The 24,880-nt window shown below is 70.1% G+C and carries 29 protein-coding genes; 10 read left to right on the forward strand and 19 right to left on the reverse strand.

Going from position 1 to position 24,880, the window contains the following annotated elements; translation table 11 throughout:
- Positions 1–3: 3 nt before the first annotated feature.
- The 16 genes from ACFPJ4_RS08900 to ACFPJ4_RS08975 form a co-directional block, all read right to left on the reverse strand.
- Positions 4–456: a flagellar hook assembly protein FlgD gene (locus tag ACFPJ4_RS08900; protein WP_386740050.1), complete on the reverse strand. Its 453-nt coding sequence runs from the start codon at positions 454–456 to the stop codon at positions 4–6.
- A 19-nt stretch (positions 457–475) separates the two neighbouring features.
- Positions 476–1,837, reverse strand: a complete 1,362-nt coding sequence (locus tag ACFPJ4_RS08905) for a flagellar hook-length control protein FliK (RefSeq protein ID WP_386740051.1) — start codon at positions 1,835–1,837, stop codon at positions 476–478.
- Complete coding sequence (locus ACFPJ4_RS08910) at positions 1,834–2,682, reverse strand: C40 family peptidase (RefSeq protein WP_386740052.1); 849 nt, start codon at positions 2,680–2,682, stop codon at positions 1,834–1,836. The genes ACFPJ4_RS08905 and ACFPJ4_RS08910 overlap by 4 nt, the downstream gene beginning before the upstream one ends.
- Complete coding sequence (locus ACFPJ4_RS08915) at positions 2,679–3,113, reverse strand: flagellar export protein FliJ (RefSeq protein WP_386740053.1); 435 nt, start codon at positions 3,111–3,113, stop codon at positions 2,679–2,681. The genes ACFPJ4_RS08910 and ACFPJ4_RS08915 overlap by 4 nt, the downstream gene beginning before the upstream one ends.
- Complete coding sequence (locus ACFPJ4_RS08920) at positions 3,110–4,432, reverse strand: FliI/YscN family ATPase (RefSeq protein WP_386740054.1); 1,323 nt, start codon at positions 4,430–4,432, stop codon at positions 3,110–3,112. Before ACFPJ4_RS08920 ends, ACFPJ4_RS08915 begins: the two co-directional genes overlap by 4 nt.
- Positions 4,429–5,034 (reverse strand): FliH/SctL family protein, encoded by a 606-nt coding sequence (locus ACFPJ4_RS08925; RefSeq protein ID WP_386740055.1) that lies wholly within the window; start codon positions 5,032–5,034, stop codon positions 4,429–4,431. Before ACFPJ4_RS08925 ends, ACFPJ4_RS08920 begins: the two co-directional genes overlap by 4 nt.
- Complete coding sequence (gene fliG / locus ACFPJ4_RS08930) at positions 5,024–6,052, reverse strand: flagellar motor switch protein FliG (RefSeq protein WP_386740056.1); 1,029 nt, start codon at positions 6,050–6,052, stop codon at positions 5,024–5,026. The genes ACFPJ4_RS08925 and fliG overlap by 11 nt, the downstream gene beginning before the upstream one ends.
- A complete protein-coding gene (gene fliF / locus ACFPJ4_RS08935) occupies positions 6,049–7,656 on the reverse strand; it encodes a flagellar basal-body MS-ring/collar protein FliF (RefSeq protein WP_386740620.1) in 1,608 nt (535 codons plus the stop codon). Before fliF ends, fliG begins: the two co-directional genes overlap by 4 nt.
- Positions 7,656–7,964 (reverse strand): flagellar hook-basal body complex protein FliE, encoded by a 309-nt coding sequence (locus ACFPJ4_RS08940; protein ID WP_386740057.1) that lies wholly within the window; start codon positions 7,962–7,964, stop codon positions 7,656–7,658. Before ACFPJ4_RS08940 ends, fliF begins: the two co-directional genes overlap by 1 nt.
- Complete coding sequence (locus tag ACFPJ4_RS08945) at positions 7,964–8,359, reverse strand: flagellar basal body rod protein FlgC (RefSeq protein WP_386740058.1); 396 nt, start codon at positions 8,357–8,359, stop codon at positions 7,964–7,966. Before ACFPJ4_RS08945 ends, ACFPJ4_RS08940 begins: the two co-directional genes overlap by 1 nt.
- Entirely contained in the window at positions 8,359–8,700 is a 342-nt protein-coding gene (locus tag ACFPJ4_RS08950) for a flagellar basal body rod protein FlgB (protein WP_386740059.1), read from the reverse strand. Before ACFPJ4_RS08950 ends, ACFPJ4_RS08945 begins: the two co-directional genes overlap by 1 nt.
- 150 nt (positions 8,701–8,850) lie before the next feature.
- Positions 8,851–9,168: a hypothetical protein gene (locus ACFPJ4_RS08955; RefSeq protein ID WP_386740060.1), complete on the reverse strand. Its 318-nt coding sequence runs from the start codon at positions 9,166–9,168 to the stop codon at positions 8,851–8,853.
- A complete protein-coding gene (locus tag ACFPJ4_RS08960) occupies positions 9,161–9,580 on the reverse strand; it encodes a flagellar export chaperone FliS (RefSeq protein ID WP_386740061.1) in 420 nt (139 codons plus the stop codon). The genes ACFPJ4_RS08955 and ACFPJ4_RS08960 overlap by 8 nt, the downstream gene beginning before the upstream one ends.
- Positions 9,580–11,010 (reverse strand): flagellar filament capping protein FliD, encoded by a 1,431-nt coding sequence (gene fliD, locus ACFPJ4_RS08965; protein WP_386740062.1) that lies wholly within the window; start codon positions 11,008–11,010, stop codon positions 9,580–9,582. The genes ACFPJ4_RS08960 and fliD overlap by 1 nt, the downstream gene beginning before the upstream one ends.
- Positions 11,011–11,104: 94 nt before the next feature.
- Positions 11,105–11,947 (reverse strand): flagellin N-terminal helical domain-containing protein, encoded by an 843-nt coding sequence (locus tag ACFPJ4_RS08970; RefSeq protein ID WP_386740063.1) that lies wholly within the window; start codon positions 11,945–11,947, stop codon positions 11,105–11,107.
- A 114-nt stretch (positions 11,948–12,061) separates the two neighbouring features.
- The gene (locus ACFPJ4_RS08975; RefSeq protein WP_386740064.1) at positions 12,062–12,880 is read right to left on the reverse strand and encodes a sigma-70 family RNA polymerase sigma factor; all 819 of its coding nucleotides are present in this window, start codon (positions 12,878–12,880) and stop codon (positions 12,062–12,064) included.
- Between the two features lie 421 nt (positions 12,881–13,301).
- On the opposite strand from ACFPJ4_RS08975, the gene ACFPJ4_RS08980 reads away from it, so the two are divergent.
- From ACFPJ4_RS08980 to ACFPJ4_RS08995, 4 genes are read left to right on the forward strand one after another with little or no spacing between them, the layout of a single operon-like run.
- The gene (locus tag ACFPJ4_RS08980) at positions 13,302–13,787 is read left to right on the forward strand and encodes a flagellar protein FlgN (protein WP_386740065.1); all 486 of its coding nucleotides are present in this window, start codon (positions 13,302–13,304) and stop codon (positions 13,785–13,787) included.
- 3 nt (positions 13,788–13,790) lie between these two features.
- On the forward strand, positions 13,791–15,203 hold the full coding sequence (flgK, locus tag ACFPJ4_RS08985) for a flagellar hook-associated protein FlgK (RefSeq protein ID WP_386740066.1): 1,413 nt from the start codon (positions 13,791–13,793) through the stop codon (positions 15,201–15,203).
- Between the two features lie 23 nt (positions 15,204–15,226).
- Positions 15,227–16,099: a flagellin N-terminal helical domain-containing protein gene (locus tag ACFPJ4_RS08990; RefSeq protein ID WP_386740067.1), complete on the forward strand. Its 873-nt coding sequence runs from the start codon at positions 15,227–15,229 to the stop codon at positions 16,097–16,099.
- Positions 16,096–16,476, forward strand: coding sequence for a flagellar assembly protein FliW (locus ACFPJ4_RS08995; protein WP_386740068.1), 381 nt, complete (start codon positions 16,096–16,098; stop codon positions 16,474–16,476). Before ACFPJ4_RS08990 ends, ACFPJ4_RS08995 begins: the two co-directional genes overlap by 4 nt.
- 30 nt (positions 16,477–16,506) lie before the next feature.
- Here ACFPJ4_RS08995 and ACFPJ4_RS09000 read toward each other — a convergent pair whose 3' ends face one another.
- Positions 16,507–16,944 (reverse strand): Lrp/AsnC family transcriptional regulator, encoded by a 438-nt coding sequence (locus ACFPJ4_RS09000; RefSeq protein ID WP_386740069.1) that lies wholly within the window; start codon positions 16,942–16,944, stop codon positions 16,507–16,509.
- 103 nt (positions 16,945–17,047) lie between these two features.
- Between ACFPJ4_RS09000 and ddaH the strand changes: the two genes are divergently transcribed.
- Positions 17,048–17,896 (forward strand): dimethylargininase, encoded by an 849-nt coding sequence (ddaH, locus tag ACFPJ4_RS09005; RefSeq protein WP_386740070.1) that lies wholly within the window; start codon positions 17,048–17,050, stop codon positions 17,894–17,896.
- Positions 17,893–19,122, forward strand: a complete 1,230-nt coding sequence (rocD, locus tag ACFPJ4_RS09010) for an ornithine--oxo-acid transaminase (protein WP_386740071.1) — start codon at positions 17,893–17,895, stop codon at positions 19,120–19,122. Before ddaH ends, rocD begins: the two co-directional genes overlap by 4 nt.
- On the opposite strand, the gene ACFPJ4_RS09015 is transcribed toward rocD, so the two are convergent.
- Complete coding sequence (locus ACFPJ4_RS09015; RefSeq protein ID WP_386740072.1) at positions 19,119–19,904, reverse strand: alpha/beta fold hydrolase; 786 nt, start codon at positions 19,902–19,904, stop codon at positions 19,119–19,121. The genes rocD and ACFPJ4_RS09015 overlap by 4 nt on opposite strands.
- A gap of 63 nt (positions 19,905–19,967) precedes the next feature.
- Between ACFPJ4_RS09015 and ACFPJ4_RS09020 the strand changes: the two genes are divergently transcribed.
- The 4 genes from ACFPJ4_RS09020 to ACFPJ4_RS09035 are packed head-to-tail and all read left to right on the forward strand — an operon-like array spanning position 19,968 to position 24,161.
- Positions 19,968–20,561, forward strand: coding sequence for a GNAT family N-acetyltransferase (locus tag ACFPJ4_RS09020; RefSeq protein ID WP_386740073.1), 594 nt, complete (start codon positions 19,968–19,970; stop codon positions 20,559–20,561).
- Positions 20,562–20,570: 9 nt separating this feature from the next.
- The gene (locus ACFPJ4_RS09025) at positions 20,571–21,800 is read left to right on the forward strand and encodes a kynureninase (protein ID WP_386740074.1); all 1,230 of its coding nucleotides are present in this window, start codon (positions 20,571–20,573) and stop codon (positions 21,798–21,800) included.
- Positions 21,801–21,823: 23 nt separating this feature from the next.
- Positions 21,824–23,023, forward strand: a complete 1,200-nt coding sequence (locus tag ACFPJ4_RS09030; protein WP_386740075.1) for a low temperature requirement protein A — start codon at positions 21,824–21,826, stop codon at positions 23,021–23,023.
- A gap of 4 nt (positions 23,024–23,027) precedes the next feature.
- The gene (locus ACFPJ4_RS09035) at positions 23,028–24,161 is read left to right on the forward strand and encodes an acyl-CoA dehydrogenase family protein (protein WP_386740076.1); all 1,134 of its coding nucleotides are present in this window, start codon (positions 23,028–23,030) and stop codon (positions 24,159–24,161) included.
- 31 nt (positions 24,162–24,192) lie between these two features.
- Here the strand turns inward: ACFPJ4_RS09035 and ACFPJ4_RS09040 are convergent, their stop codons facing one another.
- Complete coding sequence (locus ACFPJ4_RS09040; RefSeq protein ID WP_386740077.1) at positions 24,193–24,756, reverse strand: DJ-1/PfpI family protein; 564 nt, start codon at positions 24,754–24,756, stop codon at positions 24,193–24,195.
- Positions 24,757–24,880: the final 124 nt, after the last annotated feature.

A 24,880-nucleotide genomic window follows, 5' to 3' on the forward strand; every position in this document is an offset into this window, starting at 1 on the left:
TTCTTATGAGGCGGTCGTTGCCGACGGTTGAGCGGTCCGGGCGACCGCGGTGAGCGAAGCGAGGTCGACGGACACGCCGCCGATCGTCACCGTGGGGGTCTTGCCGCCGAAGGACGCTCCGGTGACCGTGCCCGACCGGGTGACCCCGCCGGCGTCGAGGTACGACGCAGTGAGGCCGATGAGTTGCGATGCGGACTCGCGCTGCTGCAGCGAATAGTTGGCCGACTGGGTGTCGGACAGGGTGGTGAGCGCCTGCATGGACGCGAGCTGCGAGGTCTGGGTGATCATCGAGTTGCTGTCCATGGGCGAGTTCGGATCCTGCGTCTTCAACTGGGTCACGAGGAGTTGAAGGAACATCTGCGAGTTCATCTGCTGGTTCTTTGCGGCCGTTCCGGTCGTGCTGTTCGTGTACAGCGACGCGGAGGCGCCGTTGTTGGCGGGTGCGGTGATGCTCATGGTGGATACCTCTTTCCTTCTAGGCGAGCACGTCGAGGCCGGTGGTGCTCGTGGTCGTGGGTGACCCGTTCGGCAGCGGCACGCGGGGAGCGCTCGTGCCGGACGGCGGGGTCGGGCGTTCGTTCGGGGTGAAGGAGCGGCTGCCGCCGTGGGCGCCGCCGGAGTCCGGCGAGGCCAGGCTCAGCCCGGCGCTCATGCCGCCGTGCGACAGATCCCTGCGCAACTCCGGCAGCATCGAACTCAAGGCATCTCGGCCCTGCTCGGTGGGCGCGCTGAGCTCGATGCGGATGCCCTCGGCCGTGACGTGCGCTCGCACCGTGACCGGGCCGATCGCGTCGGGGGAGACGGTCACGGTGAGCAGATGCGTGCCGGGGTCCGTTCTGCGCAGGCTGAGCAGGGTGGGGGCGAGCTGCGCTGCGAGGGTCGGAGCGGTCGGCGGCGCGACCGGGACGCTCTCCGATGCGTGCGGAATCGGGGTCGTCCCCGCGGCCGCGATCGGAACGTCGGCCGTCGGCGCCGGGCCGGTGACCGAGGCGACCGTCTTCGTGACCGTCCGCGGGGTGCCGGTGCTCGCAGCGGGGGCGAGCTGCGCTGTCGAGGGGGATGCGGGAACGACCGGAGGCGTTTGCGCCGCGCCGGGTGCCGCCTGACCACGATCCCCCATCGGCGCCGCCGCCGGCGACGCGCTCGGCGGGGCGGTCACCACCGGACCCGGGGAGGGGGCCGCCACCGCGCCGACCGCTGCCGTCGATGCGGACACCGGAGCCGGGATGACGGCGTCGGCGGTCGCCGGGGCCGAAGGTGCCAGGGGCGCGGCGGAACCGTCGTCCGAGGCGGTGCCGGCAGCCGTGCCATGCCGCGCAGCGCGATGCGGGCCGGAGGGCGTCGCTCCGTCGATCCCCGGGATGCTCGCCGCCGCACTCGAGGTCACCGGCGAGGTCACCTCCGAGGGCGCGTCGGTGACCGGCGCCGGGAGGCTTCCCGGGAGCGGCCCGTCCGTTCCTGAACTCGGTGCCGTTCCCGGTGGCGTGGCGTCGCCGCGCGCCGGAGGGGGATCGCCGAGGGGCGACCCGGTGGGCGCGAGCACGCTCGGAACGCCGGTCACGGGCGCAGGGGGCGCCGCGGCGGTCAGCACGCCGGCCGGTTCCGATATCGGGGCCGGCGCCGTCGCCGGATCGGCGCCGCGGCCGGGCGTCGGTGCCGCGTCCGTCGCGGTCGAGGCGGTCGGGCGGCCCGCGGTCGTGGGATCCTGCGAGATCGTCGCCGAGGTGCTCGCCGACCTCAGTTCCGCGGCGAAGGCGTCCCCGTCCGACCCCCCGGCGGGGCGCGGCGCTGCGACTGCCAGGTCGAGTGGGGCCGAGCCCACGGCGAGGGCGCTCACGACGACACCTGTGCGAGTGCGGCCCGCATGGTCGCGAGCACCTGCTGAGCCGCGGTGGCGTTGGATGCCGCGGTCGCCGACGGAACCCCCGATCCCACCGACCCGGCCAGCGCCTGGATCGCGGAGGTGAGGGGCGAGGATGCGGCCGTCGTCCGACCCGTCGTGGCGGTCGAGCCGGAGAGCAGGCCGAAGTCCGCTTGGATGACGGCCCGCACGGTGGCCAGGGCGGCCGCCTGAACCGCGGCGCTGGTCGGGGCCGTGGTCGATGCCGCGGTCGTCGCGGGAGCGGCGCCCGTGGCGCCGCCCGCGTCGGGGACGATCCGTCGGATGGTCTCGATTCCCGAGTCGCCGACCCAGAGCTTCTGGTCCGACACGACGCGCCCGGGGTACGGCGCGTGGAGAACGCGGCCGTTTCCCTCGTAGATCGCCACGTGCCCCCCGCCTTTGAACACGATCAGGTCGCCGGGCTGCGCCTGCGCGAGGGAGGGGACCGCGGTCCCCATGAGCTTCTGCTCGTGCACGGTCCGAGGAAGCGTGATTCCGAGGTCTTTGTAGCTCAGTTGCACGAGACCGGAGCAGTCGATGCCCGAGGTGCTCTCCCCGTCGAGCACGTAGGGGACGCCGAGGTACTTGCGGGCATCCGTGACCACCTGCGAGCCCGAGACCGCGGAGCCGGAGGCGCTCGAGGTGGTGGCGGTCGACGGCGACAGCGCCGCGAGCACCTGCGAGAACGGATCGAGGGTCGAGCTCGCGCTCGCCGCGGACGACGAGACGCGACTCGGGAACGCGCTGGCGAGGTTCGCCTGCAGTTGCTGGAGCGAACCGAGCAGGCTGACGGCGCTCATGATGTCCCCTTTCCGCGGGTGGGCGGGGCCGTGCGGGCCGGAATCTCGTCGAGAAGGTTCTGCTCCCGGCGGAGTTCGTCCTTTCGGGTGGCCTCGTCGTGCCGGGCCTCGAGCTTCTCGAGGCTGATCGCCTGCGCGCGGGTCTCGGCGAGTCGAGACTGGCTCTCGACCAGATGGCGTTGGGTGACCTCTTCGAGGACGCTCAGTTCGCCCAGGGCGCTCGACGATGCGGCGCGAGCGGCCGCCGCCCAGTGAAGGCTCTCGGCAGCGCCGTCGGACGACATGAGTCGGGCGAGCGAGTTCTCGGCGAAGCGTCGACGCGCGGCCAGCTCGGCGGCGCGCGCCCGCGAGGTCGAGACCTCGGCGGCCGCCTGGTCGTGCTGAAGGCGACGCAGCCGCAGCAGCGCGGCCAGGGAGAACGGTGCGGTCATGAGGCGCCCCCCAACTCGTGCACGAGGCGTGACAGTTCCGACCACGACTGCTCGGCCGTCGATCGCTCGCCGATGCTCTGGGTGAGGAACGCCCTGATCCGCGCCTCGTGCTCCACCGCGGCATCCACCAGCGGATTCGCCCCGCGCTGGTACGCCCCGACATCGAGGAGGTCCTGGGCTGCCGCGCGGGCGGCGATGACCCGCCGCAACGCCACAGCGAGTTCGCGCTGCTGCGTCGACGTCACCTGCGAGGCGACTCGCGATACCGATGCGAGCGCGTCGACCGCGGGGAAGTGCCCGGCGATGGCGAGCTTGCGATCGAGCACGACATGCCCATCGAGGATGGATCGGGCGGCGTCGGCGATCGGCTCATTGTGGTCGTCGCCGTCGACCAGCACCGTGTAGACGCCGGTGACCGACCCCTTCGGTCCCGTCCCCGCGCGCTCGAGCAGGCGCGCGAGCAGACCGAAGACCGAGGGGGGATACCCCCGCGTGGCGGGTGGCTCGCCCGCCGAGAGTCCGACCTCGCGCTGCGCGGAGGCCACTCGCGTGACCGAGTCCATCATGAGCATCACGTGCGCTCCGGTGTCGCGGAACGACTCGGCGATCCGGGTGGCGGTGAAGGCCGCCCGCACCCGCATGAGCGCGGGTTGGTCGGCCGTCGACACGATGACGATCGACCGCGCGAGTCCCTCGGCGCCGAGGTCGTCCTCGAGGAACTCGCGGACCTCGCGACCCCGCTCGCCGATGAGGGCGATCACCGACACCTCGGCCGAGGTTCCGCGCGCGATCATCGACAGCAGCGAGGACTTGCCGACGCCCGAACCGGCGAACAGCCCGAGGCGCTGCCCCCTGCCCACCGTCGTGAGGGTGTCGAGCACACGGACCCCCAGGGGAAGCGGATGCTGGATCCGGGCCCGCAGCAGAGACGACGGCGCGCCGTTGTCGACCTCGACTCGGCCGAGGGAGCGCACGGGGCCGCGCCCGTCGATGGGGTCGCCTGCCGCGTCGAGCACGCGACCGAGGAGTCCTGGACCGACGGGGACGGTCATGGGTCGCCCGGTCGTGCGCACCTCGGTTCCTGCCGTCACCGAGGTGAGCGGGTCGAGAGGCATCGCCGTCACGGAGTCGCGCGCGACCGCGACCACCTCGGCACGAACACCGTCGGCGATGGTGACCAGCTCGCCGATCGCGGCGGGCAGGCCCGTGATGCGGATGCCGAGGCCGACGACGGAATCGACCGACCCGATCCGCTCCGGACGGCTCGCCAGGAGGGCCTCGTCGATGCCAGTCGGACGGTAGGCGAGCGTCGGGTTCACGGCAGCGCACCGATCGCGGCGCGGGCACGGTCGAGAGCAGACGAGATGCGGGCGTCGATGCGCGCGTCGAGGATCTCGACCACGGCGTCGCCGCGGGAGAGGGTGGGATCCTCGAGCAGACGGACCGGGGGCGACCCGATTCCGTGCGCGCGGAGCACGGCGAGGTCGGCGGGGTTGAGTCGCACGGCCGTGATGGAATCCTGCTCGGCGGCCGCGAGCGCCCTCGCGATCGCGGCGCGCGCCGACGCGTCGCCATCGGCGAGTTCGCGGCCGAGGATCGATTCGGCGAGTTCGATGGCAGCGGCGAGCAGAGCGGCGTCGGCATCGGCCAGCACTGGCGCCGAGACCTCGGCGAGTCGTGCGACCGCGGCTCCGAGAGCGTCGACCGCGGAGCTCAGAGCCGCCTTCGACGAGGCGTGCAGCGCTTCGCGTTCCGCGCGCGCCTGGGCCGTGGCGATCGCCGCGTGGGACTCTGCCGCACGGAGCCCCGCCGCGTACCCCGCGGCGTGCCCGCGCACTCTGGCCAGCTCTGCGTCGTCGTCCCCGGCGGCCGAGGCGATCGCGGGGTAGCGCAGCTCCGAGAACGCGGTGTCAGCTGACATACTCGTCCTCCACCTCGTCGCTGCGCTGCAGCGAGATGATGCCCTGGGCCTCGAGTTCGCGGATCGCGCGCGAGATCTCAGCTCGTGCCTCGTCGATCTGCTTCTTGCGCACGCGCCCGAGGCTCGTGAGCTCGTCGTCCAGCGACTCGCGATTCCGCTCCGAGATGTTGTCGCGGACGATGGCCATGAGTTCGGGCGCCGCGCCCTTGAGTGCGGTCGCGAGCGTGAGGACATCCAGGCCGCGCAAGACCTGCTGCACGTCCTTCCCCTCGAGGCGCACGATGTCGGCGAAGGTGATCATCCGCGAGCGCACCTCCTCGGCGAGTTTCGGGTCGCGGGCGTCGAGGGCCTCGAGGAGTTCGTGTTCGGTCGCGACGTCGGCACGGTTGATGATGTCGACGAGAGGCTGCACGCCGCCGACGACCTCGGCGCGCTCACGCGGGGTCACGACCGATCGGGCCGATCGGCGAAGGTTGTCGGCGACGATGCTCACCGCTTCGGGGGTCGCGGCGCGCATGCTGGCGATGGCCTGCGCCACATCGAGCTGTGCACTCGCCTCGAACTTGGCAAGGACCTGCGACGCCTTTCCCGGCGCGAGGTGGGCGAGCACGAGGGCTCTTGTCTCGGCGAGCTCGCCGGCGAGCAGGCTCGAGATCTGGTGCGGATCCGCTGCATCGAGGAACTCGAACGAGGTGCCCGCCATGGTCGACGAGACCCGATCGAGAAACCCGGCGGCGCGCTCGGCGCCGAACGAGGCCTGCAGCAGTTCCTCGGCGAACTCGAGGCCGCCACGGGATTGCGTGACCGACTTCTGCGTGCGCTCGTAGAACTCGGCGATCGTCACATCGACGAGGGCGGCGTCGACGCGCCGAAGACGCACGATCTCTCCGATGATCTCCTCGGCCTCCGGCTCCGAGAACTGCCGCATGACTTCGGCGGCGTGGTCCTGGCTCAACTGCATGATGACGAGGGCAGCCTTCTGGATGCCCGTCAGACCGGTCGGCGCGGGCTCGCTCATGCGGTCTGCTTGTCATCCATGAGAGACCGCAGGTACTCGGCGGTGCGCTGCGGGTCGGTGGCTGACATCCGATCGATGCTCGCGCGCATCCGGGAGTATTCCGGAACCTCTGCGAGAGCCTCGAGGGGCAGCGCGACGTTGGGCGCGTTCTGCGCCGCGATCGACGGGTAGTCGAGCAGGTCGAGCTCGGGGTCGAGGCCACCCAGAGGATGCACGTCGAGCGGCCCGAGGTCGAGCGGCGTCGCCGCCCGCCGTTTCGACGCCCCGGTGAGGAATCGGAAGAGCAGGAAGAGCCCCAGGAGCACCCCGAGCACCGTGAGGGCCGTCGTCGCGATCTTCACGATGTTCTGCTGGGTCTCCGCCCCGCTCTGGGTGCTGATGGCGGTCTGGGCCTGCACGGCTCCCGCCTTGCTGAACGGGACGAGCTGAACGTCGACCTGATCGCCGCGCTTGGTGTCGACGCCCGCGGCCCCCGATACCAGCTGCTCGATGCTCGCCGCCGAGATCCCCGCCGCCGCCGACTTGTTCACGGCGACCGAGATCGTCTGGCGATCGAGCGCTCCCGCGGGGATCGTCGTGGTCTCGGTGGTCTGATTGATCGCGTTGTTCTTGGTCGTCGACGTCGTGTAGCTCCCCGTTCCGGGTGTGCTCGTGCCGGTGGGCACCGCGATGTTGTCGGGGCCGAGCACCCCGGTCGCCCCGGAGCTGACGGAGCCCCTGTCGACGGTCGTGCTGCTCTGCTCATTGATGGCGGGGGCGTTGCTCGGCGAGGTGTAGGTCTGTGTGACTCGCTGCGCGGAGTCCTTCGAGAGGTCCGCCGAGACCACCACTGTCGAGTTGCCGGCGCCGAGAACGCGGTCGAGCATCGCCTGCACGCTGGACTGGGTGCGCGACTCGTACGTCGATGACGACGCCGTGTCGTTGGTTCCCGTCGCGCCGGACCCCGAGAGCAGGGTGCCATCGGCGGAGACCACCGAGACGTTGCTCGGCTTGAGGTTGTCGACGGACGCCGCCACCAGGTGGGTGATCGCGGCGACCTGCGCGCTGCCGAGGGTCGCGTTGCCCTGGGTGCGCACGAAGACCGAGGCGGTCGTCGGTGCCTGCTGGGAGGTGAAGACGGTCTGGTCGGGAATGGCCAGCTTCACGGATGCCGTCTGCACTCCGTTCATCGCCTCGATGGTGTTGGCGAGTTCGCCCTGGAGTGCGCGCTGATACGTCGTCGTCTGCTGAAAGGCCGATGCGGTGACGCCGAGGTTGTTCAGCAGGCCGTAGCCGTCGTTGCTCAGGCTCGGAAGCCCGGCGGAGGCCGCCTTGAGTCGCTCGGAGTCGACGTCCTGCTCGGGGACCAGGATCGTGTTGCCCCCGTCTGCGAGCTGGTAGGGAACGCCGTCGGTGTGCAGCAGCGTCGTGATCGAGCCGGCGTCGGCGGGAGACAGGCTGGTGAACAGGGGTGAGTAGCTCGGCTGGCTCAACCAGGCCGTCAATCCGATGCCTCCGACAGCGAGCACGGCGAGGCCGATGATCGCGAGCGTGCGCTGGCCGACGGTGAACTCGCGGAGGGTGTGGGTGAAACGCCGCAGGGCGGCCATCAGGGCGGGAGGCATCACGCGCTCATGTTCATGATGCTGTTGAAGGCGTCAACGGCGCGGTTGCGCACCGCCGAGACGAGCTGAACCTCCACTTGCGCCCGCGTCGAGGCGATCGTGGCCTGGGCGATGTCGGGAAGGTTGCCGGTGACGGCCGCGATGTTGAGTTGGTCGGCCGTGGCCTGGGCCGACTGCACCGAGTTGAGCGCGTCGATCATGGCCGAGCCGAACGAGCTGCCTCCATCGACGGAGGCGGGGGCGTTCGGTGCCGTGACATGAGGCGTGCTCGTGGTTGCGATGATCGACGAGATGGAGGGGATGGACATCAGTTGCCCTTTCCGATCGCGATGGCCGCCTGGTAGGTGGCCTGCGCATCCGAGACCACCTTGGCGTTGGCCTCGTAGGCGCGCTGGGCCATGATGAGCTGCCCCATCTGGTCGCCGAGGTTGATGTCGGGCATGCGCACGTTCCCCTGAGCGTCGGCAAGCGGGTTGCTCGGGTCGTTCACGACGATGCCGGTCGAGTCGCCGAGCACCGTTCCCTTGACGAAGACCCCCGAGGTGCCCGCCCCGGCTTCGGCGACGACGTAGCGAGCCTGAAACGCGGGACCGCTGGTGGCCGTCGCGTTGTTCATGTTGGCGATGTTGTCCGAGATGGCGTTGAGCCACTGGCGGTTCACATCGAGCCCGGAACCGGCGATCCCGATCGCGTTCATGCTCATCAGTTGACGCTCAACGCGGGGACGATCGACGTGAGCTCCTGGCTGATCGCCTGGCTCGCGAACTGGTATTGGAGCACCGTGTTGGCATTGGTGATGTCTTCGGTGTCGAGGTTGACGTTGTTGCCGTCGAGCTGCGTCGGCTCGAGAGAGAGCCCCTTCGTCGGAGTGACGACACCGCTGCCCGCCTGCACCGAGGCCGCGAGCGCCGATTCGAACGAGACCGTCTGCGCGCGATAGCCCGGGGTGTTGATGTTGGCGATGTTGTTGGCCGTGGCGGTCTGTCGGGCGGAGAGCCCGGCGAGCGCGCTGGAGAGAGCGTTGATCGAGATCGAGTTGAGCACCGGGACCTGTCTTTCGCGCACGGAGGTACAAGGACGGGCGGCCGATCCCTGGCCTTCTGCATCGAGCGATCCTGCTCTACCGAGAGCTATCGGCCGTCGCCGCGACCCGGTTAGCAGTGCGGCCGAAAGTCCCCCATGCGACCCTGGCGCTCAGCCCACGTGATCGAAGTACACCGGATGCGCTGCCTCGCGTCCGCGCAGGCTCTGGAGCATGTCGAGGTGGTCGCCCACGACACGTTTCGCTTCCTGGATGCGAGCGAAGGCGTCCTCGTACTCGACGAGGGTCCGGCGCGCTCGGGGGATCAGCGGATCCGGGATCGGCCCGAGGGGGCCGATCGAGTCGCGGAGCTCATCGATGCTCCAGATCCCGGAGGGCACGTTGCCAAGGCCGAATCCGGGGTGCGATCGCACCAGCTGCCGGTCGAGTTCGTCGAGCAGCTCGTTCCAGGAGCCGAGGTCGTCAGCCAACAGCCGACAACCGCGTCGGCGCGAGCGGCACGGCGGAGCCGTCGGTCGCGGCATGCCACGCGAGGCGCAGGGGCTCCAGCAACTCGATCGCCTCGCGAGTCGGCTCGATGTCGCGCCAGGCGTTCCCCGTTCTGAGGATGCCGAGGAGGTAGACGTACAGCGACATCAGGGCGGGACCCCCGCTCCAGAGCTCGGGCTTCAGGGTGCCGGCCAGTTCGGCGATGATGTCCTGGGCGTGGATGAGGTGGGCGCTCGCGCTCATCCAGTCGCCCGTGTCCTGACAGCGCTCCGCCCAGCGCAGATCCAGCAGCAGGCGGTCGTAGAGCATCACGAGAGCATGGGCGGGTGAGGCGGACGTCACGGAGTCGCGAACGTAGGCGGCGCGCGCATCGGCGCCGGCGGTGACCGACATCAGCCCCTCGATCCGTTGCTGTTCACGCTGGTCGGGAACTGCTGGCTCAACCAGTTCGACTGGGTCTTCAGGCTGCTCAATTGCGTCTCCATCGCGGCGTACGCGGTTTCGAGCGCCGTCTGCCGCGCCGCCAATTCGGTCGTCCAGGCCGCCACCTGGGCGTTCAGCCCGCTGATGTCGCCCGTGAGACTCGAGATGCGCGTGGTCAGCGCACCGGTCACCGCGTCCGATTGGGTGCGGGCCTGCGCCGCCACCGCGCTCGAGATGCTCTGCAGCAGGGCGTGCGTGCCGGCGGGGTCGGAGCTGAGAGCGGCCTGGAACGCCGTCGCGTCGAAGGTGATGGAACCGTCCTGGTTGATGTTGATCCCGATGCGGGCCGGCGAGGTGCCGTTGGCGGGTTGAGCGACCGCGTTGAAGAGCGAGTAGGCCGCATCCCTGATCAGGCTGTCGCCGGTGAACGGCCCGCCTTTGGTGGTCGTGGTGCCGGAGGAATCGCTGCTCGAGGTGATCGCGCTGCTCGAGGCGATCGACTGCAGGAGCGCATCGACCCCCGAGACCAGGGTCGAGGCGGCGTTGGTGATCGTCGCGGTGTCCTGCGCGATGGTCAGCGTCACGGGGGTCGAGACCACCTTCGAGACGGACACCGTGACGCCGGGGAGGAGGTCGGAGAAGCTGTTGCTGCTCGAGGTCACCGTCTGCGCCGCCGCCGTGCCCGCCCAGAGCGTGACCGAGGCATCCGACGCCGACTGGATGCTGGCGGCGCCGGGCTGGCTGAGGAGGTTCGGCGCTGTACCGGCGCTGACATCACTCGGCGATCCCTGATAGATACCGAACGCACCCGAAGCGCCGGTGTGGGATGACGTGAGTTGAAGCCGGTACAGCGCCGCACCCGTCGTCGCATCCTTGCCGGATGCGATCGCAATCGCGGAGACTCCCGCGGAAGACGAGTTGATGGCGGCCACGATGTCGGCGACGGATCCGGATGCCGGGGTGATGGCCACCGGTGTTCCCGTGCTGCCGACGATCGTGTAGCTCGGTGTCGTGCTGGAATCCTCCATCGGGGCGGTCACCTCGACCTGGGCCGCGGCGACCGCGTTGACGGAGAACGAGACGGAGCCGGCGCTCGCGGCGGTCGTGGTCGACGCGGTGACGCTGGGGTCCGAACTCGAGGCGGTGAAGACGTTCCAGGCGTTGCTGGCCGCGTCGGCCGCGGCCTGGGTCGCGAGCGTCGCGTAGGAGGTGTTCAAGGAGCGAAGAGCGGTGAGCAGGGTGTTGTCGGTGCCGATCTGCGTCTGCAGCGCGTCGCGGGGACCGGACTCGGCCGCGATCTCGGCCGCGACCAGGGCAGACGTGTTCAAGCCACTGACGACGCCGGCGAGCACGGATGCTCCCGCCGAGTTCGTCGACGTGGTCACGCTGGTCGTGGTCACCGCGTCCGCTCCTTCGTGTCGGTGGATGCTGGAGGGTGCCCGGCGGCGGAGGCGAGACGGTTCAGGCCTGCTCCGCCGCCGGACGACGGGGGCTTTACTGCAGGAGCTTCAGGATGCCCTGCGGCAGCTGGTTCGCCTGAGCCAGGATCGCGGTCGCCGCCTGCGACTGCACCTGCTCGCCCGTGAAGATGACCATCTGCTTCGCCATGTCGGTCGACGTGATCTGCGAGCTGGCCGAGTTGAGGTTCTGTGCGGCGACGTTCACCGACGCGATGGCGTCGGTGAAGCGGTTCTGCACGGCTCCCAAGGTCGCCTGCGCCGTCGAGACGGTGCTCAGCTGGGTGTCGATCGAGGTGATGGAGGCCTGGGCCGTGGCGTTCGAGGTGAAGTCGAGCGCGCCGGCTCCCGTGGTGAGCGCGGTGGCGACCGCGCCGACGTTGGCCGCGGTCAGGTTGACCGTGATGGTGTTGTCCGCGCCGGCGTTGGCGCCGACCTGGAAGTTCAGCGCCGTCGCCGAACCGTCGAGCAGCTTGCTGCCGTTGTAGTTCGTGGCCGTGCTGATTCGCGTGAGCTCGTTGGTGATCTGAGTGGCCTCCGTCGCGATGTCAGCGCGAGACGCCACGCTGTTCGAGTCGTTGGCCGCCTGAACCGCGAGGTCGCGCAGACGCTGCAGCATGCTGGTCACCTGGGTGAGAGCGCCGCTGGCGGTCTGGACGACATCGAGTCCGGACTGGGCGTTGGTCGCGGCGACGTTGAGGCCGTTCACCTGGGAGGTGAGTCCCGTGGAGATGGCCAGACCCGCCGCGTTGTCTCCCGCGGAGGTGATCGCCTTGCCGCTCGAGAGCTTCGCGATGGACGAGGTGAGCTTGTCCTGGACGTCCGTGAGGTTCTGATAGGCGTTGAGTGCTGCGATGTTGTTGGTGATGCTGAGTGCCATTGTGTTCCTCCATGATTTGGCGTTGTGCGTCGGCCCATCCGTGGGCTGACGATGGAGACACTCGGCAGGGCGTCTGCGCGCGTTAGCAGTTCGTCGAAGATTTTTCCTCGGCGGCTAGGAGGCGGCGGCCTCCCACCGGGGGGCACGGTGCGCGACGCCGACGATTCCGAGCCCGGCGGTCTGCGCGAGCCGCGCGAGGTAGGCGGTGCGGCGGGACTCGGCGATCCGCGAGTTGGGCACCTGCTGGGCGGCGGCGTCGTCCGCGTAGTGCGTCTCGAGGCCGTCGCGCAGCAGTCGGATGCCTTCGGAGCGCTGCTGCGAGACGGCGGAATGCGTTGAGCCGAGTTCTTCGGCCAGCTCCTTGACCGTCCTGTCGTTGAAGTAGATCTCGGTGACGATGTAGCGCATCCGCTCGGGGAGGGCCTCGACCGCCGCGCGCACGATCCCCGCACGTTCCGCGGTCACCAAGGCGTCCTCCGGCGACGACATCTCGGCGGCAAGCAGGTCGCCGACGCTCTCATCCAGGGAGCTGATGGATCGCGACGCGTCGGCCAGGGCCTCGGCGGCGGTGGCCCGGTCGACGCCGAGTGCCGAGGCCACTTCGTCGACGGTCGTGTCCCGTCCGAGCGCCGCCGTGAGCGTCTCCTTCACCTGCAGCACCTCGCGGATGCGATGGCGGATGGTCCTGGTCGCCCAGTCGGAGGACCGCATCTCGTCGGCGAAGGCCCCGAGCACCCGGCGCCGGGCATAGGCGCCGAACGGCACGCCCAGTTCGGGGTCGAACGCGTCGGCGGCGGTGATGAGGGCGACCGCTCCTGCCGAGGCGAGATCGTCGCGCGACAGGTGGGTGGCGCGGCCCCACACTTCCGAGACGAGGTAGCCGACCAGCGGCAGGTTCTCGACGACTAGCGCGTTGCGCTCACTGCGGTCCATCGCGCGGCTCCCTAGGAAATCTGGACACAAGGATGTTCTTGTTCCGACATTCGGGATCGATGCGGTCGTGCTGGTTGGATCGGCTGACCCCGCGGCGGGGGCGACGTGTGGAGCGGCGAGCGTGTGGCTGCTTGGGTAAGCGCGTCCACCCAGGGTGAGGGGTGGGTTTGTCCAGATCCTTTCCCACTGCCCCCTCGGCGAGAACCCCCCAGAACTGGAGCCCCCTGTTTTGGTTTCAAAGAACAACGAAATTGATTCTCACGATGTGGTACTTTGCAGATTTTTTTCGGCGCTCGGCGCGAATTTCCGTAACGCGCCGCCGAGATCGGTCGATGGTGCTCAGTGACGGCACCACTCGGGTGCGTCACACTGGAGCGAGGACGTGGGATTGTCGCCGACCGAGACACAGGAAGTGGAGCCGATGGGTGCGCAAGAACTCTCGACGCTGCTCTGGCGCGAACGCGAACTCCTCGAGGTGTTGATGTTCAAGCTCGAAGAGGAGAAGCTCCTGCTCACCGCGGGCAAGACCCGTTGGCTCCCCTTCGCGACTCGCGAGGTCGAGCAGGTGCTCGAACGCCTCCGCGAGAACGGCATTGAGCGCGCGATGGAAGTCGCGATCGTCGGCGACGAGTGGGGAGTCGGTGACGACGCGTCGCTGCGCTCGATCATCGCGGCGGCGCCGACCGATGCGTGGCGCGACAACTTCACGGGTCACCTCGGTGCGTTGTCCGAGTTGGCCTCGTCGATCGCCGAACTCCGCGACGCCAACGTGCAGTACCTCCGGGCCGCCGCCCGGGTGACGCACGAGACACTCGCGTCGATCTCACCGGAGGCGGCCACCTACGACTCTCGCGGCAACACCGGCGACTGGCCGCCGGGCGGCCAGATCTTCGACGGGAGGCTGTAGGGCATGACGAGCTCCTTCGGCGCATTGAACACGGCGTTCACCGGCCTGGTGGCCGCGCGGCAGGGGCTGACGGTGGTCGGCGACAACATCAGCAACTCGACCACCGTCGGGTACTCACGGCAGGTGGCGTCGACCTCGTCGATGACGCCGGCCTCCGAGTCCGGCTTCGCAGATCCCCTGCAAGTGGGTGACGGCGTCGCGGTCAACGCCGCCACCCGGGTCGACAGCCCGTTCGCCGACGCGCAGCTGAGAGTGACCTCCGCGGCGGACGGCTACGCGCACGAAGCGGCGACTCAGTTGAGTGCGATCGAAGCAGCTCTGAACGAACCGGGCGGCAACGGATTGTCGTCGGCCCTGCAGAGCTTCTGGTCGGCGTGGCAGAACGTGTCGACGACGTCGAATTCGTCGTCGGCGGCCACCGCCGTCATCGCTGCAGGCGGGCGCGTCGCCGCGCTGATCGCCTCCGGATACACCGCGGCATCGAGCCAGTGGTCGTCGGTGCGGTCGGGGGTCGACACGACGGTCGCGAGCGTCAATGCGGCGGCGACCCGGGTTGCGGCGCTCAACGGCCAGATCCGATCGATCGTCGCGGCGGGCGGCAATGCCAACGGCCTGATGGACCAGGTGGGCACCCTGGCGACGACCCTGGCGAATCTGAGCGGCGCGACGGTGCGCAGCAATGCCGACGGCACCACCGACATCCTCCTCGGCGGCAACCAGCTCGTGGCGGGCACCGTGGTCAACAGCATCGCGGCGTCGGGGTCGCCGAACCTCGCGGGCGCCGCCGCTGCCCCGGTGACCATCGGATTCGTCGACAACCCGTCGGCGACGGCTGGGATCTCGGGGGGAACCCTCGGTGCCGAACTCGCGATGCTCGCCCCGGCGAACGGGACCGCGACCGGCGGCGCGATCGCCGAGGCGGCCCAGAGCTACAACTCGCTGGCCACCACCGTCGCGAACTCGGTCAACTCCATCATGCAGACCGGGGCCACTCCGAGCGGCGTGACGGGGCTGGCCTTCTTCGCCCTCGATGCTTCCCGGCCGCCGGCGCTCGGTCTGAGCGTGATCCCCGTCGATTCCAGCGGGATCGCGGCGGCGACCCCGGGAGCCGGCGCGGCGAACGGCGACATCGCCGGTTCCCTCGCGCAACTCATGAGCTCGACGACGGGCGCCGACAGCCAGTGGGAGACCTTCGTCGTGCGAACCGGCGAGATGGCCAAGGCCGCGAACAGTCAGGCGACTCTCACATCGGCGGGCTTGGCCTCGGCCGTCGCGTCGCAATCCTCCGTCTCGGCGGTCGACACCGACCAGGAGACGACCAACATGCTCGCCTATCAGAACGCCTTCAGTGCGGCGGCGCGCGTCATGGTCGCCGTGAACGACATGCTCGACACCCTCATCAACAAGACCGGATAGGTGGGCACCCATTGATCTCCCGAGTGACGGATCAGATGATCCTCGCCAACTCGCAGGCGAACCTGCAGACCCAGCTGCAACAGCTGTCCGTGCTGCAGGACGAGGCGTCGAGCCAACAGGCCATCAGCAAGCCGTCGGATGACCCGAACGGCATGGCGATGTCGCTGGCACTCAAGCGGCAGCAGGCCGCGAACGCTCAGTACAGCAGCAACGCCCACGACGCCACGAACTGGCTGACGGCCGTCGGGGGTGCGCTCAGCGCCTCGGTGACGTCCTTGCAGAGCGTTCGATCGCTCGTCGTGGGAAGCGGCGATCCGACGCTGAGCGCCACCGCGAAGGCGTCGATCGTCTCGCAGCTGCAGGGCCTGAAGGCCGAGTTGCTCAGTCAGGCGAACACGAGCTACCTGGGGCGACCGGTCTTCGCGGGCAACTCCGATGCGGGGGCGGCGTTCTCGGGCAGCGGTTACGCCTATAACGGCACTCCGGGCACGACGGTCAGCCGTGCCATCGGCGCGTCGACGACGGTCTCGGTGAGCGGTGACGGCGCCGCGAGCTATGGAGTGGGCGCCGGATCGGTGTTCGCGCTCATCGACACGATCACGAGTGGGATCCAGGCGGGCACCGACGTCACGAGCCAACTCTCCGCGATCGACTCCCGCATCTCGGCCGTCTCGAGTCAGCAGTCGCTCGTCGCGGCGAACTACAACGCAGTGCAGCAGGGGCAGAGCGCGCTGACCGCACAGGCGGCGCAGCTGACCACGCAGCGATCCGGAGTCGACGGTGTCGATCTCACCAAGACCCTGGTCGAGCTCTCGGCGCAGCAGAACGCGTACCAGGCCGCCCTCGGTGTGACGAGCAAGGCGCTTCAGCCCACTCTGATGTCGTTCCTGCGATGACAACGGCGCTGAGCTTCGTCGAGTCGCCTCCCGGACTCGCGCCGTTGTGCGACTTCACGCTCGACGAGGTCGAGGGTGCACCGGGCCTGCATACGATGCGCTCCTCCGGCGAGCCGGGCATCCGTCTGTTCGTGCTGGACGCGCCGGTGTACCTGCCCTGGTATGAGCCCGCCTTCGACGACGAGAACTACGCCTCCATCGGCGGACGGCCCGACACGACCCGTGTCCTGGTGGTCGCCACCATCTCGGAGGGCGCACCCGTGGTCAACCTGATGGCGCCGGTGCTGGTCAATCGTGCCACCGGCGCGGCCCGTCAGGTGATCCTGGGCGAGGAATGGCCGCTGGCGGCGCGCCTGTCGCAGCCGGGAGCCGCGTAGTCGTCCCGTCCCTCGCCGAGGCCGGGGATCTCAGTCGTAGTTGCGGTGGATCAGGTGCGACAGCACGATCGCGCTGCGCGTGTGGTCGACGCTGGGCGCGATCCGCACCCGCTCGAGTGCGTCTTCGAGCGAGGGGATGTCGCGGGAGCGGATGTGCACCATGGCGTCGGCCGACCCCGTGACGGTCGAGGCGTCGACGACCTCGGGCACGCCCGAGAGGATGCGCTTGAGCTCGTCGGGGGCGACCGTGCCGCGGCAGAACAGCTCGACGTAGGCCTCGGTGCCGAGCCCGTCGACGGCCGGGTCGACCTGGATCGTGAACGCCCGGATGACCCCGTCGGCCACGAGCCGGTCGACGCGGCGCTTCACGGCCGAGGCCGAGAGACCCACGCGCTCGCCGATGTCGCCGTAGCCGGCGCGGGCGTTCTGGCGGAGCAGGTCGAGGATGCCGTAGTCGAGATTGTCCACCGGGTAAGAGTACGCAGTTTCTGTGCATTGCGGCAGTGATGTACGCAGATTCGGTGCGCCCGAAGCTCTGAACCTCTGGATGCGTGCGTGCGACACTGGACGGATGACGTTGACCCAGCCCGCCTCCTCCGCCCCCGAGCGCGTCGCCACGCGCCGCACCGTGCTGATGTGCCGGCCGAGTCACTTCACCGTGAGCTACCGCATCAACCCGTGGATGCATCCCGAGGCCCCCACCGACACGAGCCTCGCCGTGCGCCAGTGGGAGACGCTCTACGCGAAGTACCTCGAGCTCGGTTTCGAGGTGCAGCTGATCGACGGCCTGCCCGGTCTGCCCGACATGGTGTACGCCGCGAACGGCGGCTTCGTGCTCGACGGCATCGCCTACGGCGCCAAGTTCCAGTACCCGGAGCGCCAGCCCGAGGGTCCCGCCTACATGGACTGGTTCGGCGCGGACGGCTTCGAGGTGCGCGAGCCGGTCTCGACCAACGAGGGCGAAGGCGACTTCCTGCTCGTCGGCGAGACCATCTACGCCGGCACCGGGTTCCGCAGTGACGCCGCGAGCCACGACGAGTTGCGGCGCATCTACGGCCGCGAGGTGGTCACCCTGACCCTCGTCGACCCGAGTTTCTACCACCTCGACACCGCCTTCGCGGTGCTCGACTCCGACGGCGGGCGAGGCAGCGTGGCCTATTTGCCCAAGGCCTTCGACGCGGCCTCGCTCGCCATCCTTCAGGAACGGTTCCCGGATGCCATCCTCGTGACCGACGAGGACGCCGCGGTTCTCGGCCTCAACAGCTTCAGCGACGGCAGGAACGTGATCATCGCCGCCCGCGCGAAGGACTTCGAGCGGCAGCTGATCGAGCGCGGGTTCACACCGCACGGCGTCGACCTCTCCGAGCTGCTGCTGGGCGGCGGCGGGGTCAAGTGCTGCACCCTGGAGCTTCGACGATGACCGCGACCTCGACCAGTTCGGCGACGGCTCGGTACATCACCCAGGTCGAGGAGTACGGCGCGCACAACTACCACCCGCTTCCGGTGGTGGTGCACGAGGCCTTCGGCGCCTGGGTCACCGACGTCGACGGCAAGCGCTACCTCGACTGCCTGGCCGCGTACTCGGCGGTGAACTTCGGGCACGGGCATCCGGTGCTCGTGGATGCCGCGCGGGCCCAGCTCGATCGCGTCACCCTCACCAGCCGGGCCTTCCACAACGACGTCCTCGGCCCGTTCCTGGAGGGCCTCGCGCGGCTCGCCGGTAAAGACATGGTGCTGCCGATGAACACGGGCGCCGAGGCGGTGGAGTCGGCGATCAAGATCGCCCGCGCCTGGGGCTACCGGGTCAAGGGCGTCGAGCACGACCGGGCGAAGATCGTGGTGGCCCACGGCAACTTCCACGGGCGCACGACCACGATCATCAGCTTCTCGAACGATCCGGATGCCCGAGCCGACTTCGGTCCGTTCACCCCGGGTTTCGTGTCGGTCCCCTACGGTGACGCGGCTGCCCTCGAGGCGCTGCTCGACGACGACGTCGTCGCCGTGCTGCTCGAGCCGATCCAGGGGGAGGCCGGCATCATCGTGCCGCCGGCCGACTACCTGCCCGCGGTGCGGCGCATGACGCGCGAGCGCAACATCCTGTTCATCGCCGACGAGATCCAGTCGGGCCTCGGCCGCACCGGGGCGACCTTCCAGTGCGACAACGCGGGGGTCATCCCCGATCTCTACCTGCTCGGCAAGGCGCTCGGCGGCGGGATCGTCCCCGTGAGCGCGGTCGTGGGCGATGCGTCGGTGCTCGGAGTGCTGCGACCCGGCGAGCACGGCTCGACCTTCGGCGGCAACCCGCTCGCCGCGGCGGTCGGACTCGCGGTCGTCGGGCTGCTCGAGACCGGCGACTACCAGCGCCGGGCCGCCGAGCTGGGCGAGCACCTGCTGGGCTCGCTGCGCGCGCTGGTCGGTCACGGCGTGGTGGCGGTGCGCGGGGCCGGCCTCTGGGCGGGTATCGACATCGACCCCGCGCTGGCCGGCGGCCGCGAGGTGTGCGAGGCGCTCGCCGCGCGGGGCGTGCTGGCGAAAGACACGCACGGCTCGACGATCCGCCTCGCCCCGCCGATCGTCGTCGAGCGCGAGGAGCTCGACTGGGCGGTCGAGCAGCTGGTCGCCGTTCTGGCGGAGCTCGGCGCCTAGGAGAGGCTCCGCACGAAGCGCGCCACCTCCTCGGCCATCGGGAGAGGATCCCAGCTGTGGTCGGCACCCGGGAGGATGACGGACTCCGCCCCCGGGATCGCGGCGACCAGGGCGGCGGCAGCCGCGGTCATGATGGGGAGGGTGTCCCGCCCCACGGCGACCTCCACCGGAATCGCGATGTCGCGCAGCAGCTCGGCGAGCGGGGCCGATTCCGCCCACGCGATCGATTCGGCGTCGGCGCGGAGGCTCCCGGCTTGTCCGTAGATCGCGGGCCACGCGGGGGACCGCCGTGCCCCGTCGAGCCACTCGGGGGGCATGTCCTTCATGTAGAGCATCTGGGCCTGCTCCAGTTCGCCCGCGGAGACGAGACGGCCGAACTCGACGCTCCAGTTCTTCGCGTCGGAGACGCCGCCGAGGGGCGCCTCCCAGAGCAGGAGGCCGGTGACCGGAAGTCCGCGGACGGCGGCGGCGAGGGCGATCGTGCATCCCGAGGAGTGGCCGCAGAGGGCGGCCGAGCCGCCGGCGAGCTCGAGCAGCGCCTCCAGGGCGCTCAACTCGCGATCGAGGGTGAGGTCGCCCTGCGCCGGACTCTCCCCGCGGCCGAGGCGGTCGTAGACGATGGTCGTGATCCCGTGCCGGCCGGCGGCCGCGGCCGTCTGCGAGGTGCCCGGATCGCTTGCTCTGGAGGGCCCGGCCCCGGCGATGAAGACGATCGCCGGGCCGGATCCGTAGCGGTCGTACGCGACCCGGTCGCCGGCTGAGGACGTGGTGTATTCGGTCATCGCCCCACGATAGACCCAGATGTAGACAGTGTCTACAAGTGGTGAGGTGGTACCGTCGGCGCCGTGAGCGGTCCTCCTGCCCCGAGCTTCGAGTTCGTCGAGCCGCTGCGCACCGAGCGGCTCGTGCTGCGCCCCATGACGCTCGACGACGTGGACGAGGTCTACGCCTACCAGCGTCGCGACGACGTCTGTCGGTATCTGCTGCACGAGGCCCGCAGCCGGGACGAGGTCGTGGAGTGGGTCGGCAAGTACGCGGCGGCGACGCGGCTGGCCGAGGAGCACGACTGGATCGAGCCCGCCATCGTGGTCGACGGCCGCGTGATCGGGCACATGTATCTGACGATCGCCAGCCTCGAGAACCGCGGTGCCGAGATCGGCTGGACGCTGCATCCCGACTTCCAGGGCAAGGGGTATGCGCACGAGGCAGCCGTAGCGATGCTCGACCTCGCCTTCGGCGAGCTGGGGATGCACCGGGTGCGCGCGGAACTCGACCCGCGCAACGACGCCTCGATCGCGCTCTGCCGTCGGCTCGGGATGCGCGAGGAGGCGTACTTCGTGAAGGACCTGATGTTCCGCGGCGACTGGGCCGACACGGGCGTCTACGCGATCCTCGACGAGGAGTGGGCCGCGCGGGGTGCCGCCGCGGACGCGGAATAGGCTCGGCGCATGAGCCGCACGTCTGCCGGGTCCACGGCGGTACCCGATGCCGCCGAGCTGGATGCCGCCGACCCGCTCGCGCGGTTCCGCGATCGCTTTCTGCCCGCGCCCGACGTGGTCGCCTATCTGGACGGCAACTCGCTCGGGAGGCCGCTCGCGGCATCCGTCGCCCGGGTGGAGGAGGTCGCGCGCCGGCAGTGGGGCGAGCGACTCATCCGCGGCTGGGACGAGGGCTGGATGCAGCTGCCGGTGCGGCTGGGTGACGAGCTCGGGCGGGTGACGCTGGGGGCGGCATCCGGCCAGACCGTGATCGGCGACTCGACGAGCGTGCTGCTGTACAAGCTGATCCGCGCGGCCCTCGAGCTGCGGCCCGGGCGCGAGGAGATCGTCATCGATCGCGACGACTTTCCGACCGACCGCTATCTGGTCGAGGCGATCGCCGCCGAGCGCGGATTGACCGTGCGCTGGATCGACGAGGGCGACGTGACGCCGGAGCGCGTCGCCGAGGTGATCGGCGCGCGCACCGCTCTTGTGGTGCTCTCGTCGATCGCCTACCGCTCGGGGTTCCTCGCGGACGTGCCCGCGATCACCGAGCTCGTGCACTCGTCCGGTGCGCTCGTGCTCTGGGATCTGTGCCACTCGGTCGGCGTGCTGCCGACCACGCTCGACGACTGGGGAGTCGACCTCGCGGTCGGCTGCACCTACAAGTACCTGGGCGGCGGACCCGGATCGCCGGCCTTCGCCTACGTGCGCCGTGAGCTGCTCGAGGACTTCCGCCAGCCGATCGCGGGCTGGTTGGGCTCGGCACGCCCCTTCGAGATGGGGCAGGGCTACGAGCCGGGACCGGGGATGCGCCGCGTTCTCAGCGGGACGCCGCCGGTGCTCGGCATGGTCGGCCTCGAAGACGCGATCGCCGTGGTCGCCGAGGCCGGCGTCGAGACGATCCGAGCCAAGTCGATCGCCCTCACCGAGTTCGGGATCGCCCTCGCCGACGAGCTGCTGCCGGATGCCGTGCTCGCCACCCCGCGCGACCCGGCCCGCCGCGGCTCCCACCTCACGCTCGACCACCCCGGGTTCGAGGCGATCATGCCGCGCCTGTGGGCGCGCGGCGTGATCCCGGACTTCCGGCGGCCCACCGGCATCCGGCTCGGCCTGTCGCCCCTGACGATCTCGTTCGCCGAGGTCGAGCTCGGGATGCGTGCGATCGCCGACGAGCTGTCGCGCGGAGCGATCGCGTGACGCCGGCCCAATAGGCTCACGTCATGCCCGCGAGCTTCCACGTGCGCATGCAGGGCCGCTCGATCGACGAGTCGCACCGCGCATCCACCCCGTTCGAGCTGCTCTTCGATCTCGTGTTCGTCGTGGCCGTGGCCAGCGTCGTCACCCAGCTCGCGCACGCGATCATCGCCGGGCGGCTGGGCGAGGGCATCGGACCGTTCCTCATGGTGTTCTTCGCCATCTGGTGGGCGTGGATGAACTTCACCTGGTTCTCGTCGGGCTACGACACCGACGACGTCCTCTACCGGCTGCTCGGGTTCGTGCAGATGGCCGGTGTCGTGGTGATCGCGGCGAGCGTTCCCGCGGCGTTCGAGGGCGCCGACTACCGCCCGATCGCGGTCGGCTACCTGATCATGCGGCTCGGACTCGTGGCGCTGTGGGTGCGGGCGGCCATCGAGCACCCGCAGACCCGGGCGGTCTCGAGCAGATACGCGATCGGGATCGTGGTGGCGCAGGGACTCTGGCTGCTGCGCCTGCTGCTGCCCGTCGAGTGGCTGACCGTCTCGTTCGTGGTCTTCGCGCTGGTGGAGCTGAGCGTTCCGGTCTGGGCCAACCGGGCCGGACGCGACCCGTGGCATCCGGGGCACATCGCCGAACGCTACGGCCTGTTCGTCATCATCCTGCTGGGTGAGGGGGTGCTCGCCGCGACCAGCGGCGTGCAGTCGGCGCTCGCCGCCTCGGGGGTCAGCCCGGCGCTCATCGCCGTCGGCATCGCCGGGTTGGCGATGCTGTTCGGGCTGTGGTGGGTCTACTTCCTGCAGCCCTCGGCCGAGGGGTTGCGCCGTCGCCGTGGCCTGTCGTTCTACTGGGGCTACGGGCACTACCTGCTGTTCGCGGCGATCGCGGCGGTGGGCGCCGGGCTCGAGGTCGCAGTACAGGCGGCGGGGCATCCCGGCAAGGTCCCGGATGCGGTGGCCGGCTGGGCGGTCGCGGTGCCGCTCGCGGTGGTGCTGGTGCTGATCTGGGTGCTGCACCGCCCGCTCGTGGAGCGCTCCGAGGTCCCGGCCGTCGTCGTGCTGCCGGCCGCGGCACTCATGCTCTGCGCTCCGCTGGCGGCCCCCCTGCTCGGGCTCGTCGGGGTCGCCGTACTGCTGATCGTGCTTCTCGCGGTGGTCATCGCGGTCACCATGCTGATGGGCCCGGACACGCGCCGCGGCGCGGACGAGGCGTCGCGGCTAGCCTGAAACCGTGTCCGCACTGAGCCCCGAACTCCTCGACCGCATCCGTTCCCGCGCCGCGGGCTATGACCGCGACAACGCCTTCTTCGCCGAGGACCTCGACGAACTGCGGGCCGCGGGCTACCTCGCGCCGCGCAGCCTGCTCGAGACCGCCCGCGACCAGCGGCGGCTCGCGGCCTACGCCCCGGCCACAGCGCTCGGCATCAACATGCACCTCGTCTGGGTCGGGGTGGCCCGGGTGCTGCACGACCGGGGCGACACGAGCCTCGACTGGGTGCTGGCGGATGCCGCGGCCGGCGAGCTCTTCGCGTTCGGCAACAGCGAGGCGGGCAACGACCTCGTGCTGTGGGACTCGCTCACGAGCGCGGAGCGGGTCGACGGCGGGTTCGCCTTCACCGGGACCAAGATCTTCACCTCGCTCGCGCCCGCCTGGACGCGACTCGGGATCTTCGGCAAGCAGACCGCGGGCGAGGGTGCCGAGTCCGGCCCGCGCCTCGTCCACGGCTTCCTCCGCCGCGCGACCCCGGTAACCCCCATCGATGGTGTCGAGACCCTCGACGACTGGGACACGCTGGGGATGCGCGCGACGCAGAGCAACACCACGAAGCTCGACGGCGCGGTCGTCGCCGACGCCGACGTCTCGCGGTTCCTGCCGGTCGGGCCGAACGCGGACCCCTTCGTCTTCGGGATCTTCTCGAACTTCCTGCTGCTGATCGGCTCGGTCTACGCCGGGATCGCCGACCGTGCGCTCGAGCTCGCGGTCGAGGCCGCCCGCCGACGCACGAGCCTCAAGAACGGCGGGGCGGCGTACTCACAGGACCCGGACATCCGCTGGCGCCTCGCGGATGCCGCCCTCGCCCTCGACGGTCTGCGCCCCGAACTCGAGGGGCTGGCCTCCGATGTCGACACCCTCACCGACCACGGCGCGGACTGGTTCCGCCACCTGACGGGGGCGAAGCACCGTGCGACCGAGGCCGCGCGCACCGTCGTCGATCAGGCGATGCGGGTCGCCGGGGGCGGGGGCTACCGCTCGTCGAGCGAGCTCGCCCGGCTGCAACGCGACGTGCTCGCGGGCATCTACCACCCGTCCGACACCGAATCCGTGCACAGCACCGTGGCGGGAGCCCTGCTCGGTCCGCTCTGAGCGGCGTCGGGCACCGCTCGCCCCGCGCGGCTCATGCGGGGATGCGCGCCGCGGCGAGCGCCTCGACGAACGCCCCCATCCAGGTCCCGTTGTCGGGCCAGGCCCGTGCGCTGACCAGGTTGCCGTCGACGACGGCTCCCCCCGAGACGAAGGTCGCCCCGGCGAGCTCGACGTCGATGGCCAGTTCCGGGTACGCCGAGGTGGTGCGGCCGGCGAGCACTCCGGCAGCGGCCAGCAGCAGCGGTCCGTGGCAGGTCGCGGCGACCGGCGCGTTGCGATCGAAGAACGCCTTCACGATGCGCTTCGCGTCGACGTTGTTGCGGATGTACTCGGGTGCGCGACCCCCGGGGACGACGACGGCCACGTAGTCGGCCGGGTCGACGTCCGCGAAGGCGATGTCGGCGTTCCAACTGTGGCCCGGCTTCTCGGTGTAGGTGTCGAATCCGTCAACGAAATCGTGCACGACGAACTGCAGCTTCTTCTTCTCGGGAGCTGCGATGTGCACCTCGTACCCGGCCTCCTGGAGGCGGTGGTACGGGTAGAAGACCTCGAGCGTTTCGGCTGCGTCTCCGGTGAGGATGATGATCCGTTCCATGATGACCTCCGCGTCATCGACCGGTCCGTCCGGTCACGCGCTGCAGCCTGGTCGCTGCGGGCTCCCGGCGGCAAGCCCTGTTCCCACCATGTGGGGACGGCGCCCGAATCGACCCTGCCGTGCC

Origin of the sequence: Lysinimonas soli, assembly GCF_042655435.1 — a bacterium.
Lineage (GTDB): Bacteria > Actinomycetota > Actinomycetes > Actinomycetales > Microbacteriaceae > Lysinimonas > Lysinimonas soli.